We start from the raw sequence: 18169 nt of genomic DNA, 5'->3' as shown, positions 1-18169 counted from the left end.
ATTAAGTAATATTTAAAACTTCTCGATCACTTCCTGACTTACTCCAGTGTTAGAGAAACCGCCATCGTGGAAGAGGTTTTGCATCGTTACTTTCTTTGTATAATCAGAGAATAAGGTCATAGTATATTCTGCACAATCTTGAGCTGTAGCATTACCTAGTGGGCTCATTTTTTCTGCATAGTTCATGAATCCCTCAAAGCCTTTTACCCCACTTCCAGCCGTGGTAGGTGTAGGTGATTGAGATATAGTATTCACTCTAACTTTCTTATCCTTTCCAAAGAAATAGCCGAAGCTGCGTGCAATACTTTCTAGATAAGCTTTATTATCTGCCATATCGTTGTAGTCTGGGAATGTACGTTGTGCTGCCATATAGGTCAAGGCAACAATACTTCCCCACTCGTTCATGGCATCCTGCTTATACAATGTTTGCATGGTTTTGTGGAATGAAACTGCACTTACGTCCCATCCCTTTTCTGTCCAGGCATAGTTTTGATCTGTATAGTGTTTCCCTTTACGCACGTTTACTGACATTCCTATAGAATGTAAGACAAAGTCCAGTTTCCCGCCTAGAATCTCTACCGATTTAGATACTAAATTTTCTAAATCTTCAACGCTAGTAGCATCTGCTGGGATAATCTCGCATCCACATTCTTCTGCAAGTCTGTTAATCTCGCCCATGCGCATAGCGACTGGTGCGTTTGTCAAAACAAAAGTTGCACCTTCTGCATGTGCTAGTTTTGCTGTTTTCCAAGCGATAGAATTCTCATCCAATGCGCCAAAAATGATTCCTCGTTTTCCTTTAAGTAAGTTGTAAGACATAAGTTAGTTATATAAGGCAAATATAAAATTATCTATTGAAGTAGAATGCGTGCATTTTCACGTGCTGCGTCTGATATGCTACCGCCGCTCAACATTTGTGCAATCTCTTCTATTCTAGAGTTTTGGTTTAATTTTTCAATGGTGGAAACCGTGCGGTCGCCGTCGTTTTTCTTTCTGACAATCACATGATCATCGCCCGCTGCAGCGATTTGTGGTAAGTGCGTGATCGTAATAACCTGCATAGTTTGAGACATGCTTTTCATAATTACTGCCATTTTTTCGGCTATAGAACCGCTGACGCCTGTATCAATCTCGTCAAAAATAATGGTAGGCAATTGCTTGCACCTGGATAGAAGTTCTTTAATAGCCAGCATTAATCGGGAAAGCTCACCGCCAGAAGCTGCTTTATCTAGAGCTAACAATTGAGAACCACGGTTTGCCGTAAATGTAAATAGCACCTCATCCTTCCCGTAATCGTTATAAGAACCTGAAGGTTGTAACTCGATTATAAACTGGGCGTCTGGCATCCCTAACAATGTTACCGTTTCCAGAATTTGGCTTTCCATCGCTTTCTTATAGTCCTGACGTAAACCATGTAATTCTTTAGCAAAAACATCTAATTCCTTCATGGAGACAGCAATCAAAGTTTCCATTTTTTTAATCTTACTGTCAATATTTTGTGCGCTCAAAACCTTGTCTGCGAGATTATCTCTTAAATGAATAAGATCCTGTACGTTATCCATTTGATGTTTGCGATAAAGATTGTCCAGCATCCCTAAGGTAGCATCTACCACTTCTAGTCTTTGCGGGTCTACCTCTACTTGATCCTTTTGACGTTCTGTTTCTACGGCCATATCTTCAAGCTCGACAATTACTGACGTCAAACGTACGTGAAGTGCTTGATAGGCTGGAGAAAAAGATTCTACTGCTTTCAATTTGGCTTTGATCTCTCGCAGTTCGTCAATCACGCCATCAGCATCTGCTGAGAGTTTGTGCTCTAGTGAACCTAGGGCTTCTGTAATTACCTCTACATTACTAAGCTGCTCATTTTCCCGCTCTAGTTCCTCCTGGTTTAACCCGTCTATCTGGGCTTCCTCCAGCTCGTTTAATAAAAAAGTATTGTAATCTAACTCTTTAGCTAGAGCCACTTGATTTTCTTTAAAATCCTTTAAAGATTTGACCTGAGTGCGGTATTCTTTTAGTTTACTTTGATATTCTTTAATAATAAAACTTCCTGGACGTTTTGCAGTGCTGGTTTGTTGGTTCACAAAAGCATTCAATGTGTCCATTTGAAATTGATCAGTAGCCAGCTGCAGTGTTTGATGCTGGGAATGTATATCTATCAAATTTCCACCTATCTCACCTACTGTTGCTAAAGTTACCGGAGTATCATTTATAAACGATCGGCTTTTTCCCGATGGGAGTATCTCACGTCTAATGATACTAATATCTTGATAGTCCAAATCTTCAGATTCAAAAAAGGGTTTTAATCCTAATTTTGTAATATCAAAATGAGCTTCTACCACACATTTTGTGGACGTATCTCGAATAGCTGACAAATCTGCACGCTTTCCCGTTACTAAACCCAACGCTCCTAAAAGAATAGATTTACCCGCTCCTGTTTCTCCAGTAATCATCGTTAGTCCTGAATCTAATGGAAGATCCAGCTGGTCGATAAGCGCATAATTTTGTATGTGAATTTCTTTAAGCAATACTAATTCTCGATATTAATTGATGAAAAGATGAGCGAAATATATTTAAATAACCGATTCAAAACACCTTTTAAATGAGTGCAAATCCTATTATTCGAACGTACTCAAAGCTAATGAAAAAAGACTTGTATGGCCTAGTCATTTATACCTTAATACTTCTCCATTTTGTGGACTGGTTAGGTGCAAGCCCTTGCAAACTTTCCTTAAATTTTGCGATGTTAACTGATGGACCCGCGCTGTAAATGCTCAAAATTTCATCAGCTTTTGCATCAAAAAATGTGCGTTGCAATAAACTATTAGGCCGTCTGGAATTCAAATCCTCAAACTTCATAATGTAACCTTGCAGGTCCTGCTTTACCTGTTTAGGATTGAGGGCAAATCTGTCCATCCCATGGATGTGATACTCATACATAATTTCCCGATACTCTTTAAAAGTTTCTGACAAAAGATCATTATTCAATCGATATCTAGAAATCAACCCATTTCCATCATTAGGATTCCAACCTATGTTTCTGGAGGATTGCGCTAGGTTTACGATCTGTTGTGCTTCTTCATGGTAACGCTGACCGCCTTTAAGTTCAAACGTATCAGCATCTAGTCCTAGAATGGTGTACATATAAAAAGTTACCAGTGACGTTATATTGCTTTCAAACTGATTGTCATTATAGAAAAATGGAGCGTTTTCTATATATTCAAAATTGATATCGTTGTCTTTATAGTTAAAGATGGTAGACGTGTAAGTAGAGTTATAAACTGGTCTTGAAACAGATAATTGGAAATTGCCTTGAAATCTATTATTGTCAAAATTAGTAACAACAAAAATTAGCGCTCCATTAATACGCTCCTCATCGCTAAAATCGGTTTCTGTCCATTTTGTATTATTGATAAATTCTTGAAGCGAGGTTTCTAATGTTTTGAAAATCGTTCTGTCCGGCTGGGAAATATTTTGAACATTGACTTGGACGGTCATGTTGAACTCCTGAGCCATGGAAGCAGCTCCCAACAGCAAGGCTAGAATTCCTAAAGCGCTATTGCGTACGTTTAATAACTTCATCAATTATATCTTTTGCAACCAGCTCCTTCGATTTTAGCGGAAATACTTCTGCATTTCCCAATCGATCGATCATGGTTATTTTATTTGTGTCGGTTCCAAATCCTGCTCCTTTATCTTTCATGGAGTTTAAGATGAGCAAGTCGGTGTTTTTCTTTTTCGCTTTCGCGAAAGCGTGCTCCAGCTCATTCTCGGTCTCTAATGCAAACCCTACCAAAAAAGGTCGGTTTTCCATCGCTCCCACACTTGCCAGAATATCAGGATTTTTAACCAGTTCTATAGTTAACGTGTCAGCACTCTTCTTTATTTTCTGATCTGCAGTAGTTGCGGGTCGGTAGTCTGCAACGGCAGCACTAAAAATAGCATAATCCTGATGAGCAATATGCTTATGAACCGTATCATACATTTCTTGCGCACTGGTAACATCAATTCTATGGATGAAATAATGCTCAGAATTAACCGAACTAGGTCCCATAATTAAAATTACCTGAGCTCCACGATTAGCAAGATTATGTGCCAGCGCCATTCCCATTTTACCAGTACTGTGATTTCCTATAAACCGCACTGGATCTAAGGATTCATGAGTAGGTCCAGCAGTGATCAAACATTTTTTACCAAATAATGGCAAGTCTTGTTCCAGTTGCTTCCCTACAAAAGACATGATTTCTTCTGGCTCTGCCATGCGCCCTTTACCAGAAAGCCCACTGGCTAACTCACCATCTCCAGCAGGAATCATGTAGTTTCCATAGCTGGCAAGCTTTTCAAAATTTGCCGTCGTTGATGGATGTTTGTACATATCAAGATCCATGGCTGGAGCAAAATAAACCGGACATTTAGCACTAGAATAAACGGCTAGTAACAAGTTATCAATGTTGCCCGTGACCATTTTACTCATGGTATTTGCTGTAGCTGGGGCAATAATCATAAGATCTGCCCACAGCCCTAGATCTACATGGTTGTTCCACAAATCATTGTCATCATCTTCATTTGTAAATGAAGATAAGACTGGGTTTTTAGAAAGTGTGGATAAGGTTAATGGCGTTACAAAATCACGTGCTGCGGGTGTCAATATCACTCTAACAGAAGCGCCTGCTTTTACAAGCAGGCGCGTCAAGAATGTAGATTTGTAAGCGGCAATACCACCAGTAACTCCTAGTAATATCTTTTTCCCGCTGAATATGTTCATGAAAATTTATTCAGTAACTCCTGTGTCTCTAAAGTAAATCTTGCCATCCATCCATTCCTGTACGGCAATGGAGTGTGGTTTAGGCAAACGCTCATAGAATTTAGAAACTTCAATTTGCTCCTTATTTTCAAAGACTTCTTCAAGAGAGTCATTGTAAGTTGCAAACTCTTCTAATTTCTCGATCAATTCTTCCTTAATGTCAGTATTGATCTGCTCTGCGCGTTTAGCTATAATGGAAATTGCCTCATACATGTTACCAGTTGGAGCCGTTAATAGGTCTCTATCGTAAGTAACAGAAGTATTGGGTGCTTTAAGGTTTTTAGTATCCATGAAAATAGTGTTCTTAGTTATTGTAATCGTTGATTAATGCCATCAACTCGTCTGCTTCAGCTTTGTACTCGCTATCCGGAAAACGGTCTGCAAAGGTATCATAATATTCTTTAGCAATCTTAAGTCTTTCGGGAATTAGGCTTGGAAAACTATTGATCGCATAACTATACTGAGAATCAATAAGGTAAAACTGAGCGTCATCCTGAAATTCTGATCCGGGATGGTCTGTAATGAAATTTTCAAATGTTGTGATCGCCGACACAAAACCACCGCGGGAAAATGGTGCCCGCTTATGGTAATTCTTTGCAATCTCATAAGCCTTCTTATCTAGTTTGAAGCGCATCTCATCTACAAAAGCATTAGCCTCTTCTAGATATTCACCATTTGGATATATGTTGATATAATCTTGAAATTTTGCCATTGCACGTTCAGTAGGCTCCTGATCCTTAGAATAAATAGGCGCCATTTCATACAAGCTTTTACCTATCATAAATGTTGCATATTCTCTATTAGGATCCCCTATATAACTATTGCGATAGGTTTCAAATTGATAACCACTTTCTGGAAAGCGTTCATCAAAATATAGCGCATTTGCATATTTTAAAGCTAGTGGCGCCGCACTATCTGTACCTCGATATTGAGGAACAATTTTTTCTAAAAGATTGATAGCCTTACCATACTTCTCTGCAGCATATAAAGAATCTGCCACTTGTATTTTGAGTTGGTTATCTTCAGATTTCATAGCTTTTTGATAGCTACTACAACTTGATATTGCTAGAACGATTAAAATTAGAATCGTGAATTGCTTCATTTTATTGTTTTAATGGGGCACAAATGTAACATTTTAAAGAGCATTTGAGCTTTGATAGTTAACGTGTTAATTCTAATTCTCGTATGTTTCTAAAAAGGATTTCAAACGATCCCGCAAGTCGTCGTCTATAGGTACCAATGGTAAACGTATGTGTTCCTCACAAATATCTAATTGAGACAACAGCGCTTTAATTCCTGCTGGGTTGCCTTGTTCAAAAATCATATCTATGCTAGGAGCTACTTTATAGTGTAATTCATAAGCTTCTTGCACATCACCGTTCAAAGCATAACGAATCATATCGCTAAAATCCTGAACTAGTGCTTGTCCTATTACTGATATAACTCCTGCTCCACCCGCAAGTGTCATAGGCAAGGCAATCATATCATCACCAGAAATTACCAAAAATTCTTGAGGAGAATATTGAATCATTTTCATCGCCTGAACGATATCACCAGCGGCTTCTTTGATAGCCACAATATTTTCAAAATCATGGGCGAGTCTTACAATAGTATTTACAGCTATGTTTGATCCCGTTCGTCCAGGAACGTTATAAACAATAATGGGTTTATCTGTAGCTTGTGCGACCGCCTTGAAATGTTCATAAATACCTTCTTGTGTAGGTCTGTTATAATAAGGAGAAACTGAAAGGATCGCGACAAACTCAGTTAAATCTGTGTTTTTGATCTGCTCTACTACTACTCTGGTATCATTGCCGCCTATACCTATCACTAGAGGCAATCTTTTATCGTTAGCTTTTATTATAGTGGCAACAACGGCTTCTTTTTCTTCGGTAGAAAGAGTCACATTTTCTGCTGTAGTACCTAAAACTACTAGATAATCTACACCATTATCTACTTGAAAATTTACCAACTTTGTCAGCGCTGCATGATCTACACATCCACTTTCTTCAAAAGGTGTAATTAAGGCGACTCCTGTTCCTATGATTTCCTGCATACTATTGAGTTATGATATTTAGATATTTTTTTAATTCTTTAATAAACGTTTCTTTTTGCTCGAGCCGCACCTCTATTGCAAGATCATATATCTCTTCCGACTGTCTGGGAATACCTACTTTAAAATTGGCATTTATAGCCATTGCCAGATAATGATGCAAATCATCTTTCTCATCAAAGTAATTCACCTGCAGATCAAACTGCATGGTCAAAACTTTGGACAGACTATCGTCGGCAATACCACCAGACCACTTGATCGTCTTAGAGTTGATCATAATACTATCAGCCGTTGAAACTGCTTTATCATCTCTTGTGAAGCCTAAAGTAACAAGTCTCTTAACTCCTAAATCCTGTGCCCATTTCTCAAGAAATAAAATAGATTTTTCTGCATCTGCATTATATAACACGACCATTGAAGAAGGGGTTGTGGGCTTTCGATCCCGAGTTCCTTTCTGCAATTTATCTTGCTGTTTGCGCAGCCACCGGCTCTTTAAAACGTTAAAAATCATTTATATTTACTATCCCAACAAAGGTATAACAATCACCTATGAAAATATCTATGACGGCTACTTGCAGGAAAGGTTTAATGGTTTTCGCTTTCGCGGAAGCGTTATTCATAACAACCTCTTGCAAGACAGAGTCCTACACCGCCGAAAAGCTGGTTGCAAGCCAGACCCGAGTCGATTCCACCATTGCCGAAGTGGAAAGCATCAGTGCCTATATCGCACCCTATAAAAAAAGCCTGGATTCCCAGCTGGATATGCCGCTAAGCTTTAATCCAGCAGACATGTACAAGAATGACACGCCGCTTAACACCCGCATAGGAAACATGATGGCAGCAATATCAAGGGCTCAAGGAGAACCAGTTTTCAAATCAAGAACTGGAAATAGCGTCGACGTTGTTCTTATTAATCATGGTGGTATACGCGCAGGAATTCCTGCTGGAAATGTGACTACAAGAACTGCCTATGAAGTGATGCCTTTTGATAACGAAATGGTCATAGCAGAGCTTGCTCCCGCTCAAATGAAGGAACTCGTGGAATATCTTGCTTTTCACAAACGTGCTCATCCTTTTGATGGACTGGAAATTCACCTGAAAGGAGATGAAATTAAATCAGTGACTCTAGATGGAAAACCAATTGCTTATGACCGCAACTATTTTGTAATGACCAGCGATTATTTAATGACGGGTGGTGATAATATGGACTTTTTTACCAAAGCCATATCAAGTACGAGAATAGATTACAAAATACGTAATGCCATGATCGATTACTTTAAAGAAAACGACACGCTGGGATTTGACGTCGATAATAGATTTACTAAAGAAGACTAAAAATGGAACGTAGAAAATTTATCAGAAATACCACAACGGCAAGTTTAATCGCTGGTACGGCTTTATGGAGCAATAGCGCACTGGCCGCTGGATTTTTCTCTGAGCGTGAAGAAAAAAAGGGTTTGACTAAAATCACGATCCTTCATACAAACGACACTCATTCACACATTGAACCCATAAGCGGCGGTCGTGATGATGGCAAGGGTGGCGTCGCCAGACGCGCAGCACTTATTAAAAAGGTGCGTGCAGAAAATCCTAATACACTATTGTTGGATTGCGGAGATATTTTTCAGGGAACTCCCTACTTTAATTTTTATGGTGGCGAGCTGGAGATTAAACTCATGACCATGATGGGCTATGACGCAGCAACTATAGGAAACCATGACTTTGATAATGGAATTGACGGACTTTATGCTCAAGTTCCAAATGCTAGTTTTGATTTCGTTATCTCTAATTACGATTTTAGCAACACCATAATGGATGGTCAAACCAAGCCTTATAAAATTATGGTAAAGGATGGCGTGCGTATAGGAATGTTCGGTCTGGGAATTAAAATGGAAGGATTAGTGGCTCCTGAAATGTTCAAGGAAACTAAATATCGGGATCCTCTCACGGTGACTCAGGATATGGTAAATGTGTTGCGCAATCAAGAAAACTGTGATATTGTAATTTGTATGTCGCATTTAGGATACAAATACGGCAATGATAAAATTAGCGATATCTCGCTCGCTCAGAAGACTAGTGGGATAGACCTGATTATAGGCGGTCACACCCATACTTTTCTAGATCAACCAGATCTAGTTACTAACGCTGCTGGAGAAACCGTTATGGTAAACCAGGTAGGCTGCTATGGTATCAATGTAGGTCGGATTGATTTCTACATGCATAAAGGAAAACTAGCGAGTGGTGAGAATGTGGTTTATGAAGTGTAGAGGTTAGAGGTTAGAGGTTAGAAGGTGACAAATTCTGATCGTGGATTGATGATTATAGACTTGTAGTTTTTAAAATCTTATAGAGACGCGAGCTAAAGGTGAATGAAGAGAAGATGGAGATACTCAAAGACGCTGTGATTTTAATTCAATTATCTAATGCCTTCATAGTAGGTTATCTTAACCAACTGTCCTTGTTATTCCAAAATTTAAAAATTCATGACTAAAAACACCATCACGAAAGGATTTATAGCTGCTGGTATCATCAACACCTTAGGCGTACTCATTTTTACTAAAGCTTTTACAAACGATGTAATTCCTGCTACTGATCCAGAAGTTATGTCCTATTTCGGACTCTTTATGATCACGGTTTGGGGAAGCGCGTACATCGCAGTTTCAAGAGTTTACGAAAAAGTAAAATGGCTAGTGGGAGTATTTATCCTTGAGAAATTAGCTTACGTACTTGCCTATGGGTATTGGTTTTCTAATAACAGTCTGCAAGAAGTTTATGATCAGGATTTGCTTGCAGGAATATTCTACTCCATTTACGGACTGAATGATTTTGTGTTTATGCTGTTCTTTGGCTATGTGTTTTTCAATATCAAACCATCACAAGAAACTCTGCTTCACTAATCATCTCGATTTCCAGCTTTTCTGCCTTTTCCAATTTCGACGGCCCCATATTTTCTCCACGAATCAGATAATCAGTTTTTGAAGAAAGAGAACTGCTAACTTTACCACCGTTGTCCTCGATCGCTTTTTTGAGGTCGTTTCTGGACATTTCAAATACTCCAGAGATCACAAAGCTTTTCCCTGCCAGTGCATCTGATCGTGTAGAAAGTTCCTCGTCACTTAACGAAAACTGTATTCCCGACGCCTTCAATCGCTCGATCAGTTGTATCTGTGCAGTATCCGTAATGAATTCCACGACAGATTCTGCAATACGTTCCCCTATTTCTGGAACAGTGCTTAATTCTTGTAGTTTTTCCGCTTCACTTCGACTCCGCTCAGTGACCATCGAACTAAACAAATCGGTATCTGGATTTTCAGCAACTTCTGGCAATGCCATCAGCGCATCCATAGATTTATAATGTCGGGCTAGTTTTTTAGCCACCGTTTCTCCCACATAGCGGATTCCCAGCCCAAACAAAACCCGCTCAAACGGTATCTGTTTGCTCGCCTCAATGCCTGCGAGCATATTTTTAGCACTTTTTTCTGCCATGCGATCCAGCGGAATGATTTGCTCGTACTGCAAATCATATAAATCTGCATAATTGTGGATCAAGCCGGCTTCCACCAGTTGATCCACGGTCTCTGACCCTATGCCGTCAATATCCATCGCCTTACGGGAAATGAAATGCTCAATCCTACCCTTTACCTGCGGTGGGCATTCCATATCGTTCGGACAAAAATGCTTTGCATCGCCTTCGTTTCTAACGAGTGCGGTCCCGCATTCTGGGCAATTTGTGGCGTAAACCGTCGGCTTTGAATCGGCTGGACGTTTGAGCATTTCGACAGCCACGATTTTAGGGATAATCTCGCCTCCTTTTTCTACATAGACTTCATCGCCCACGCGCACATCCAGTTTTTCAATCTGATCTGCATTGTGCAAACTGGCCCGTTTTACGGTGGTTCCTGAAATCTCTACCGGTTCTAGATTTGCTACCGGAGTAATCGCTCCAGTGCGGCCTACTTGATAGGTGATTTCTAGTAACCGAGTGGAAACCTGCTCTGCACTAAATTTATAGGCCATTGCCCAGCGTGGAGATTTTGCGGTGAAACCTAATTCGTCTTGATTTTGGAGCTTGTTAACTTTAACCACAACGCCATCGGTTTCATAGGGCAAGTCTTTTCTTGCGGCATCCCATTGATCAACGAATCCTAAAACGCCATCGATACCGCTGACCAGTGTTGATTGTGGTGGCACTTTAAAACCCCATCTTCTGGCAGCTTCCAGTCCTTCATATTGGGTTTTAAAAGGCAAGTTATCACCCACCAATTGATACAATAAACAATCCAACGGTCTACTCGCGACCACCGCACTATCCTGCAATTTCAAACTTCCACTAGCCGTATTACGCGGATTCCTATACAATTCCAATCCCTGCGCCTCGCGCTCTTCATTCATTTTGTGAAATCCATCCCAGGGCAACACAATCTCACCGCGTATTTCAAACTTTTCTGGAATGTCATCGCCTTTCAACTGCAACGGCACAGATTTGATGGTGCGCACATTTGCTGTCACGTCATCGCCCTGAGTTCCATCGCCGCGAGTTACTGCTTGAACAAATTTTCCATTCTCATAATGCAAACTAATGCTCGCACCGTCATATTTAAGTTCACAGACATATTCTAAATCATCCCCAACCGACTTATGCAATCGCTTTTCCCAGTCCTCTAGATCTTCCTTGCTATAGGAGTTGTCCAACGAGTACATGCGGTTGATATGCTTAACGGTTTTGAAGTTTTTAGTAATCTCACCACCTACCCGCACTGATGGGCTTGAAGCATCGTGAAATTCCGGATGTGCAGCTTCTAAAACTTTAAGCTGTTCCAGTTTTTTATCAAATTCAAAATCGGTTATGGTAGAGTCATCATTTACATAATAATTGTAATTGTGCTCGCGCAGCTCGTTGCGCAGGGATTCTATTTGATTTTTTGGATCCATTAATTTGCAAAGGGATTTATAATTTGTAGACCTTCTATTTTTTGCGAATGCTGCATGTCTTCACTATATAAAATATCGCAATTAGAGGCTAATGCCGAGGCAACGATAACACTATCGTAAAAGGATAATTGGTGTTTGAATTTAAGAGATATGGCTTTTTCAATTATTGTTTTCGGTGTATCTGCGATTAATATCTGATCAAAAACGGCAAGATTGCTTAAAACCTCAGCCTCTGAAAATTGAAACTTTTTTATCGCTGCTTGACAAAATTCTTTAACGACTTGAGTAGAAATATTTATTTCTGATTCAGCTATGGACTTAAAAAAGGCAACAGCCATTTTAGTTTTGAAACTATCTCTTCTATCTATGAGATAAATGAACACATTTGAGTCCACAAAAATTCTATCTTTCATGTAGCTCGTCTCGGTCAAACTTATAATCTATGTCGTATCTAGCGGTGGCTTCGGTTACTTCTAAAAGCTCATCTACCCAACTGTAAGATGACTCCTTTTGAACATTACGCTGCAAAAATTCCCGAATTATTTCATTCAATGATTTCCCCAAATTTTTTGCATATTCCTTATTTGCCTCGATCAATTTATCTGATAGTCTGATTGTTAAGTTTTTAGTTGCCATAATTTGAATTTTGCACATCCACTGTGCAAGTTACTAAAAATTGATCTTAAATCTAGATAACCACTCTTATTTTAAGAATGGGATTACATCGTCAAGTATGAGCAATCCTTAAATTCCATCTTTGTATCTTAATCCATTAATTTTGATTCTATGAAAGTAAAGTACGCGTTAATATTTCTGGTCGTCTCTGCAATGGCGGGTTGTTCAAAACCCGCCATGATAGCGGTAGTTCAAAATCCGCAAATACTTCCTGCGCCTGTTTTTCAGGAAATCTCAAGCGGTATTTTTGAGCTGAATCAAAATACGGTTTTGAACGCTTCCAGTGATTTTCAAATCTCCGCAGACTTTTTAAAAAGTTTTCTGGGGAACTCTGCTATCGAACTCCATGATGGTACTTCCACAATAAATGTAATTGTGTTTCAAAAGGATGAAACCATCACAAATCCAGAAGGTTATACCCTAAAGATTACGCCAGAAAAAATCTCAATAATTGCAGCTACAGATGCTGGCGCTTTTTATGCCGTGCAATCCCTGCGCCAACTCACTTCACCAGAAATGGAGCGCAGCAATGGCTCTCAAATCCTCCCGATTCCCACACTTATTATAAAGGACGAACCCAGGTTTTCATACCGCGGGATGCATCTGGATGTGAGTCGTCATATGTTTGATGTCGACTTCATCAAGAAATACATCGACGCGATGGCCATGCTCAAAATGAACAATTTTCACTGGCATCTCACTGATGATCAGGGCTGGCGCATCGAGATTAAAAAATACCCTAAACTTCAGGAAATTGCGGCCTATCGCGACAGCACGCTCATCGGTCATTATAACGATCAACCGCAGCAGTATGACACTAATAAATACGGTGGTTTCTATACACAAGAAGAGGTTCTTGAAGTTATCGCTTTCGCGAAAGCGAGACATGTCAACATCATCCCAGAAATCGAGCTGCCGGGTCACGCACAAGCCGCTATCGCTGCCTACCCACAATTGGGCTGCACGGACAAACCGGTACAAGTTGCGGGAACATGGGGCGTTTTTGATAATATTTTCTGCCCCAGCGAATACACTTTCAACTTTCTAGAAAATGTGCTGGACGAAGTGATAGCGCTGTTTCCCGGAAAATACATCCACATAGGAGGCGATGAAGCACCTAAAACACAATGGAAAACAAGTCTAGTGGCACAGCAAGTCATGAAGGATAACGGCTTGAAAAACGAGGAGGAATTACAGTCGTATTTCATACATCGTATAGAGCGGTATATTAACAGCAAAGGCAAACAGATCATAGGCTGGGACGAGATTCTAGAAGGTGGCCTTGCTCCCAACGCGACCGTTATGAGCTGGAGAGGAACGGACGGTGCAGTTGCTGCGGCACAATCTGGACACGACGTGATTATGACGCCTACCTCTAACGCCTATTTTGATTACTATCAAAGCGAAAACGCAGACGAGCCCACTGCCATAGGCGGGTTCCTACCGCTGGAAAAAGTGTACAGCTTCAATCCTATTCCTAAAGAGCTATCAAAAGCAGAAGCCACTCACATCCTAGGCCCACAAGGAAATCTATGGACGGAATATGTAACATCAGAAAAGCAGGTGGAATATCAGGTTTTCCCACGAATGATTGCGATGAGCGAGGTCGCCTGGTCGCCCCAAGAAACTAGAAATTATGAAGATTTCATAGGACGCTTAGAAGGTTTCCACAACCGACTAGATATGCTAGATATCAATTATGCAAACCATCTATTTGAAGTAAAAGGAGCGTTCACAGATGCTGAGAACTATTCACTTACAACCCTAACGAAGGACAAGCAAATACGCTTTACAATAGATGGCACAGCGCTATCAGCCTCTTCTGAATTATACAGTGCTCCTATTCTATTTGATAAAAACTTAAAAATTAAAGCGGCTGTTTTTAAGGACAACAAACAACTAGGTAATGTTTTTGCGCAAGAGTTAACACTTCATAAAGCTGTGGGTGCGACGATCTCCATAAACAAAGAACCACACCCATCCTACACCGGTAGCGGTGCGCAAGGATTGATCAATGGAATTAAGGGAAGTGATACACGATTTGGTGATAGTGAATGGTTAGGATTTTGGGGAGAAGATATTGAGGTCAACATCGAGTTTGAAGAACCTAAAGATTTGAAGAGCTTAGAGCTGCGGTTTTTTGAAGCAAACGGTCAATGGGTGTATGTGTCTAAACACGTTGATATTTATATTGAATTACAGTATTCCGCGACAATTATTGATAGAATACCGATTACTATTGATCCTAAAAATAGCGCTCAAAAAATATTTATTTCGCTTGAAAAATACATTGAAGAGTATCTAAAATTCCATTTGGATAATAAAAAAGAAATACCGCCGACCCTAGTTAATTCTTTAAAACTGACAATTCCCAACTACGGCATCATTCCCGACGGACTTCAAGGCGCTGGAAATAAAGCATGGACCTTCATCGACGAAATCACGATTCAATAATGCTCCTAGAAATCTGCACCGCAAATTTTCAGAGTGCTGTAAATGCACAGCAAGCTGGCGCGCAGCGCATTGAATTGTGCAGCGAACTCGCCATGGGTGGCATCACTCCCTCGTATGGGTTTATGAAGCAGGTTGCAGAGCAAATAGAAATTCCAGTGATGGTACTAATCAGGCCGCGATCTGGTGATTTTTTATATTCTAAAGATGAGTTTGAGATCATGTTGAAAGACATTAAGATCTGTAAAGAATTAGGTTTTCACGGCGTGGTTTCGGGTGTTTTGAATTCGGACTTCACGATTGATGTGGAGCGTACAAAACTGTTGGTTGAAGCTGCAAAGCCTTTAGAGTTTACCTTTCATCGTGCTTTTGATCATGCTGTGAATCCGCTAGTGGCTGTGGAGCAATTGGCGGCGATGGGAGTCAGTAGGATTTTGACTTCTGGGCAATCTGAGAAAGCCATTGATGGACTAGATAACTTGAAAGCATATCAGAAAGTTGCGGGTAAAAAATTGATGATCCTTCCAAGTGGCGGAATCAATGCGGAGAATTGTTCTGCTTTCGCGAAAGCAGGTTTTTCAGAAATCCATGCATCAGCAACCCAGGTTTTGAAACAGACCGATCACCAAAAGATCCCCATGAACAGCCCTAAATTTATGGCAGAAAACAGCATCGCCGTTTCTAAAGAAACCAATATCAAAAACATTTTAAGTCTCCTTAATGATTAGAAAGCTGTTTTATCTTTTTAGTAGTTTGATGTTGCTTTACAACTGTTCTGAAAATAAAGAATACCCCACAAGGTTGGAACTTTCTGAAAATTGGTCTTTGATTCAGGAATCAAGTTTCAAATTGATTTCAGACGATATCAGCATTCCCACCACAGTGCAATCTGATTTGCTGGATGTAGGGATTATTCCAGATCCGTTTGTGGCAAATAATGAAGAAAAAGTGGGTTGGGTCGCACAAGAAGAGTGGACTTATTCCACAGAATTTGGTTTAAGTCGAGAGCAGCTAAGAAGCGATCATTTATATCTGAATTTTGACGGGTTGAATACCTATGCCGATGTTTTTTTAAACGATTCCCTGGTTCTAAAAAACACAAACGCCTTCATAAAATCGCGTATCAACGTTAAAAGAATTCTCAAAGAAAGCAACCAACTTAAAGTCACTTTCAAACCCACAACTCCGTTTGAAATTGCGGCAGACTCGGCGCATCCATATACGTTACCACTTACTAGTGCAGACAACAATCACCGCGTCTTTACACGGAAAGGACAATTTGAATACGGTTGGGATTGGGGACCTGAATTGAACACCATGGGTTTCTCCAGACCCGTTTATCTAGACATTTACAACGGTCTAAAGATTAAAGATGTCTATTTGAAACAAAACAATTTGACCGACTCCATCGCATCGCTCGAAGCTCAGATTGAATTGGTAGAGTCTGATGTTTATGAAGATTTGGAATTTGATGTGTACGTGAATGGGACGAAATCAGGCACTATAAACTTTAAAAAAACGACTAAGAAAACGCAAGCCTTTAATCTTCCGTTTACAATACCGAATCCTAAAAAATGGTGGCCGCACAATCTGGGCGACCCTTATTTATATGACATCAAGGTTGTTGCTCATCAGGATGGCGTTGAGCGAGATCACTGGAATTTCAAGAAAGGCTTGCGCACAATAGAACTCGTGAATGAGCAAGATTCCATAGGTGAGTCCTTCTATTTCAAAGTCAACAACGTTCCCGTGTATGCCAAAGGAGCCAATTACATTCCTCAAAACAGCATGCAAAACCTGGTGAAACCAGTAGATTATGAGCGATTGTTGTCAGATGCGGTTGCTGCAAACATGAATTTCCTGCGCGTTTGGGGCGGTGGGAATTACGAGGAAGATATTTTTTATGAAACCTGCGATGTAAAGGGAATCATGGTCTGGCAAGATTTTATGTTTGCTGGTGGCATGTATCCTGCAGATAAACGCTTTCGCGAAAGCGTAAAAACAGAAGCTTCACAGCAAGTAAAACGATTGAGAAATCATTCCAGTCTGGTTTTGTTCAACGGAAATAATGAGATTAGTGAAGGCTGGAACCGCTGGGGCTGGCAGGACGGACGATCATCGGAAGACAAGGAATACCTCTGGAATGATTACAAAACCATATTTCAGGAGGTCCTTCCCAACGCCGTAGAACAATACAGCGACATTCCCTACTGGGAGACTTCACCTATGTACGGTCGTGGCGACGCGCGGTATGAAACACATGGAAATTCCCACGACTGGTGGGTCTGGCACGACGGGTTGCCCTTTGAACATTATGAAGAGCACGTCCCTAGATTTAGTGCTGAATTTGGCTTTCAATCGCATCCTTCCTATGAGACGATCAGGTTTATAAATGAGGATGGCAGTACTAATATTAATTCGGTTGATTATTCTACACATCAAAAGCACTCGCGAGGCAAAGCATTGATTCAGGAATATATGCAGCGTGATTTTCCGGTTCCTGATAATGATGAAGATTATGTTTATGTGAGCCAGCTGCTACAGGCTTACGGCGTTTCAAAAGGGATAAATGCACAACGCAGAGCGAGACCGCGGTCCATGGGAACCCTATACTGGCAATTGAATGATTGCTGGCCGGCGGTGAGCTGGTCGAGCATCGATTATTTTGGTAACTGGAAAGCTTTGCATTATCAAGTCAAGCGGGATTTTGAAAATGTTTTATTAAGTACGCATCTAAAAGCAAACACGCTCTCCGGCTACATTGTAAACGACAATCTCAATGACATAACTGGAAACTATAGCATCACGATAAAAGACTTCAATGGAACAGAAATTCATAAAAAAACGATTACTGCAACTGCAAAAGCCGGCGCAAGTAAGGTGATTATGCAATTGGATCTAGACAAGTTGGACTTTGATCCACAGAAAGTTTACGTTGTGACCGAATTTGCTTCAAAAAAGGTTATCGATATACTCATAAAACCAAAAGATTTGAAGTTATCCAGTCCAAAAATTCAAATGAAAAGTAAAAAAACAAAAGACGGTTATAAAATCACATTGAAAACCGATGTTTTTGCTAAAGACGTTTTTGTTATCTACAGCGACAAAGGGCATTTTTCTGATAACTTTTTTGACTTGGAACCAAACAAGGAAAAAATTATTTACCTAAAACGCTTTTCAAATGAAAGTGGTGTTTTACAAGTCAAAACCTTGAATGAGCTGATTCATAAAGCGAAACTCGGGATTTAAAT

General features: G+C 40.1%; 17 protein-coding genes. 6 read left to right on the top strand and 11 right to left on the bottom strand.

The features are described 5' to 3' along the window. Nucleotides 1-12 precede the first annotated feature (12 nt). From IQ282_RS11915 to IQ282_RS11880, 8 genes are all read right to left on the bottom strand, one after another. Entirely contained in the window at nt 13-819 is an 807-nt protein-coding gene (locus IQ282_RS11915; RefSeq protein ID WP_194852100.1) for an enoyl-ACP reductase FabI, read from the bottom strand. A 32-nt stretch (nt 820-851) separates the two neighbouring features. Beyond that, on the bottom strand, nt 852-2531 hold the full coding sequence (gene recN / locus IQ282_RS11910) for a DNA repair protein RecN (protein WP_194852099.1): 1680 nt from the start codon (nt 2529-2531) through the stop codon (nt 852-854). 142 nt (nt 2532-2673) lie between these two features. Beyond that, entirely contained in the window at nt 2674-3585 is a 912-nt protein-coding gene (gene porD, locus IQ282_RS11905) for a type IX secretion system protein PorD (RefSeq protein WP_194852098.1), read from the bottom strand. Further along, entirely contained in the window at nt 3560-4768 is a 1209-nt protein-coding gene (gene coaBC / locus IQ282_RS11900; RefSeq protein WP_194852097.1) for a bifunctional phosphopantothenoylcysteine decarboxylase/phosphopantothenate--cysteine ligase CoaBC, read from the bottom strand. The genes porD and coaBC overlap by 26 nt, the downstream gene beginning before the upstream one ends. A 6-nt stretch (nt 4769-4774) precedes the next feature. Then, the gene (locus tag IQ282_RS11895; RefSeq protein WP_194852096.1) at nt 4775-5098 is read right to left on the bottom strand and encodes a DNA-directed RNA polymerase subunit omega; all 324 of its coding nucleotides are present in this window, start codon (nt 5096-5098) and stop codon (nt 4775-4777) included. A gap of 13 nt (nt 5099-5111) precedes the next feature. Beyond that, the gene (locus tag IQ282_RS11890; RefSeq protein ID WP_194852095.1) at nt 5112-5909 is read right to left on the bottom strand and encodes an outer membrane protein assembly factor BamD; all 798 of its coding nucleotides are present in this window, start codon (nt 5907-5909) and stop codon (nt 5112-5114) included. A gap of 72 nt (nt 5910-5981) precedes the next feature. Further along, nucleotides 5982-6863, bottom strand: coding sequence for a 4-hydroxy-tetrahydrodipicolinate synthase (gene dapA, locus IQ282_RS11885; RefSeq protein WP_194852094.1), 882 nt, complete (start codon nt 6861-6863; stop codon nt 5982-5984). 1 nt (nt 6864) lies between these two features. Beyond that, nucleotides 6865-7371 carry a DUF6913 domain-containing protein gene (locus IQ282_RS11880; RefSeq protein WP_194852093.1) on the bottom strand — a complete coding sequence of 169 codons (507 nt, stop codon included), beginning with the start codon at nt 7369-7371 and terminating at the stop codon, nt 6865-6867. A gap of 38 nt (nt 7372-7409) precedes the next feature. On the opposite strand from IQ282_RS11880, the gene IQ282_RS11875 reads away from it, so the two are divergent. The 3 genes from IQ282_RS11875 to IQ282_RS11865 all read left to right on the top strand — a co-directional run bounded on the left by IQ282_RS11875 (nt 7410) and on the right by IQ282_RS11865 (nt 9757). Further along, entirely contained in the window at nt 7410-8195 is a 786-nt protein-coding gene (locus tag IQ282_RS11875) for a 5'-nucleotidase C-terminal domain-containing protein (protein ID WP_194852092.1), read from the top strand. A gap of 2 nt (nt 8196-8197) precedes the next feature. After that, nucleotides 8198-9127 carry a bifunctional metallophosphatase/5'-nucleotidase gene (locus IQ282_RS11870; protein ID WP_194852091.1) on the top strand — a complete coding sequence of 310 codons (930 nt, stop codon included), beginning with the start codon at nt 8198-8200 and terminating at the stop codon, nt 9125-9127. A gap of 216 nt (nt 9128-9343) precedes the next feature. After that, nucleotides 9344-9757 carry a hypothetical protein gene (locus tag IQ282_RS11865; RefSeq protein WP_194852090.1) on the top strand — a complete coding sequence of 138 codons (414 nt, stop codon included), beginning with the start codon at nt 9344-9346 and terminating at the stop codon, nt 9755-9757. Here the strand turns inward: IQ282_RS11865 and ligA are convergent. The 3 genes from ligA to IQ282_RS11850 are packed head-to-tail and all read right to left on the bottom strand — an operon-like array spanning nt 9726 to nt 12428. Beyond that, nucleotides 9726-11792, bottom strand: coding sequence for an NAD-dependent DNA ligase LigA (ligA, locus tag IQ282_RS11860; RefSeq protein ID WP_194852089.1), 2067 nt, complete (start codon nt 11790-11792; stop codon nt 9726-9728). The two genes, IQ282_RS11865 and ligA, sit on opposite strands and share 32 nt — an antisense overlap. After that, nucleotides 11792-12205 carry a PIN domain-containing protein gene (locus tag IQ282_RS11855; RefSeq protein WP_194852088.1) on the bottom strand — a complete coding sequence of 138 codons (414 nt, stop codon included), beginning with the start codon at nt 12203-12205 and terminating at the stop codon, nt 11792-11794. The genes ligA and IQ282_RS11855 overlap by 1 nt, the downstream gene beginning before the upstream one ends. Beyond that, the gene (locus IQ282_RS11850; RefSeq protein WP_194852087.1) at nt 12195-12428 is read right to left on the bottom strand and encodes a DUF6364 family protein; all 234 of its coding nucleotides are present in this window, start codon (nt 12426-12428) and stop codon (nt 12195-12197) included. Before IQ282_RS11850 ends, IQ282_RS11855 begins: the two co-directional genes overlap by 11 nt. A gap of 150 nt (nt 12429-12578) precedes the next feature. Between IQ282_RS11850 and IQ282_RS11845 the strand changes: the two genes are divergently transcribed. Genes IQ282_RS11845 through IQ282_RS11835 form a run of 3 tightly spaced genes read left to right on the top strand, consistent with a single transcriptional unit; the run spans nt 12579 to nt 18167 of the window. Beyond that, on the top strand, nt 12579-14921 hold the full coding sequence (locus tag IQ282_RS11845; RefSeq protein WP_194852086.1) for a beta-N-acetylhexosaminidase: 2343 nt from the start codon (nt 12579-12581) through the stop codon (nt 14919-14921). Then, nucleotides 14921-15646 (top strand): copper homeostasis protein CutC, encoded by a 726-nt coding sequence (locus IQ282_RS11840; RefSeq protein ID WP_194852085.1) that lies wholly within the window; start codon nt 14921-14923, stop codon nt 15644-15646. Before IQ282_RS11845 ends, IQ282_RS11840 begins: the two co-directional genes overlap by 1 nt. Continuing rightward, nucleotides 15639-18167, top strand: a complete 2529-nt coding sequence (locus tag IQ282_RS11835) for a beta-mannosidase (RefSeq protein ID WP_194852084.1) — start codon at nt 15639-15641, stop codon at nt 18165-18167. Before IQ282_RS11840 ends, IQ282_RS11835 begins: the two co-directional genes overlap by 8 nt. The last annotated feature ends 2 nt before the right edge of the window (nt 18168-18169 follow it).

It is taken from the genome of Nonlabens antarcticus, assembly GCF_015356755.1.
Lineage (GTDB): Bacteria > Bacteroidota > Bacteroidia > Flavobacteriales > Flavobacteriaceae > Nonlabens > Nonlabens antarcticus.
Note: the sequence above shows the minus strand (reverse complement) of the source record. Positions and strands in the feature narration are given on the sequence as shown.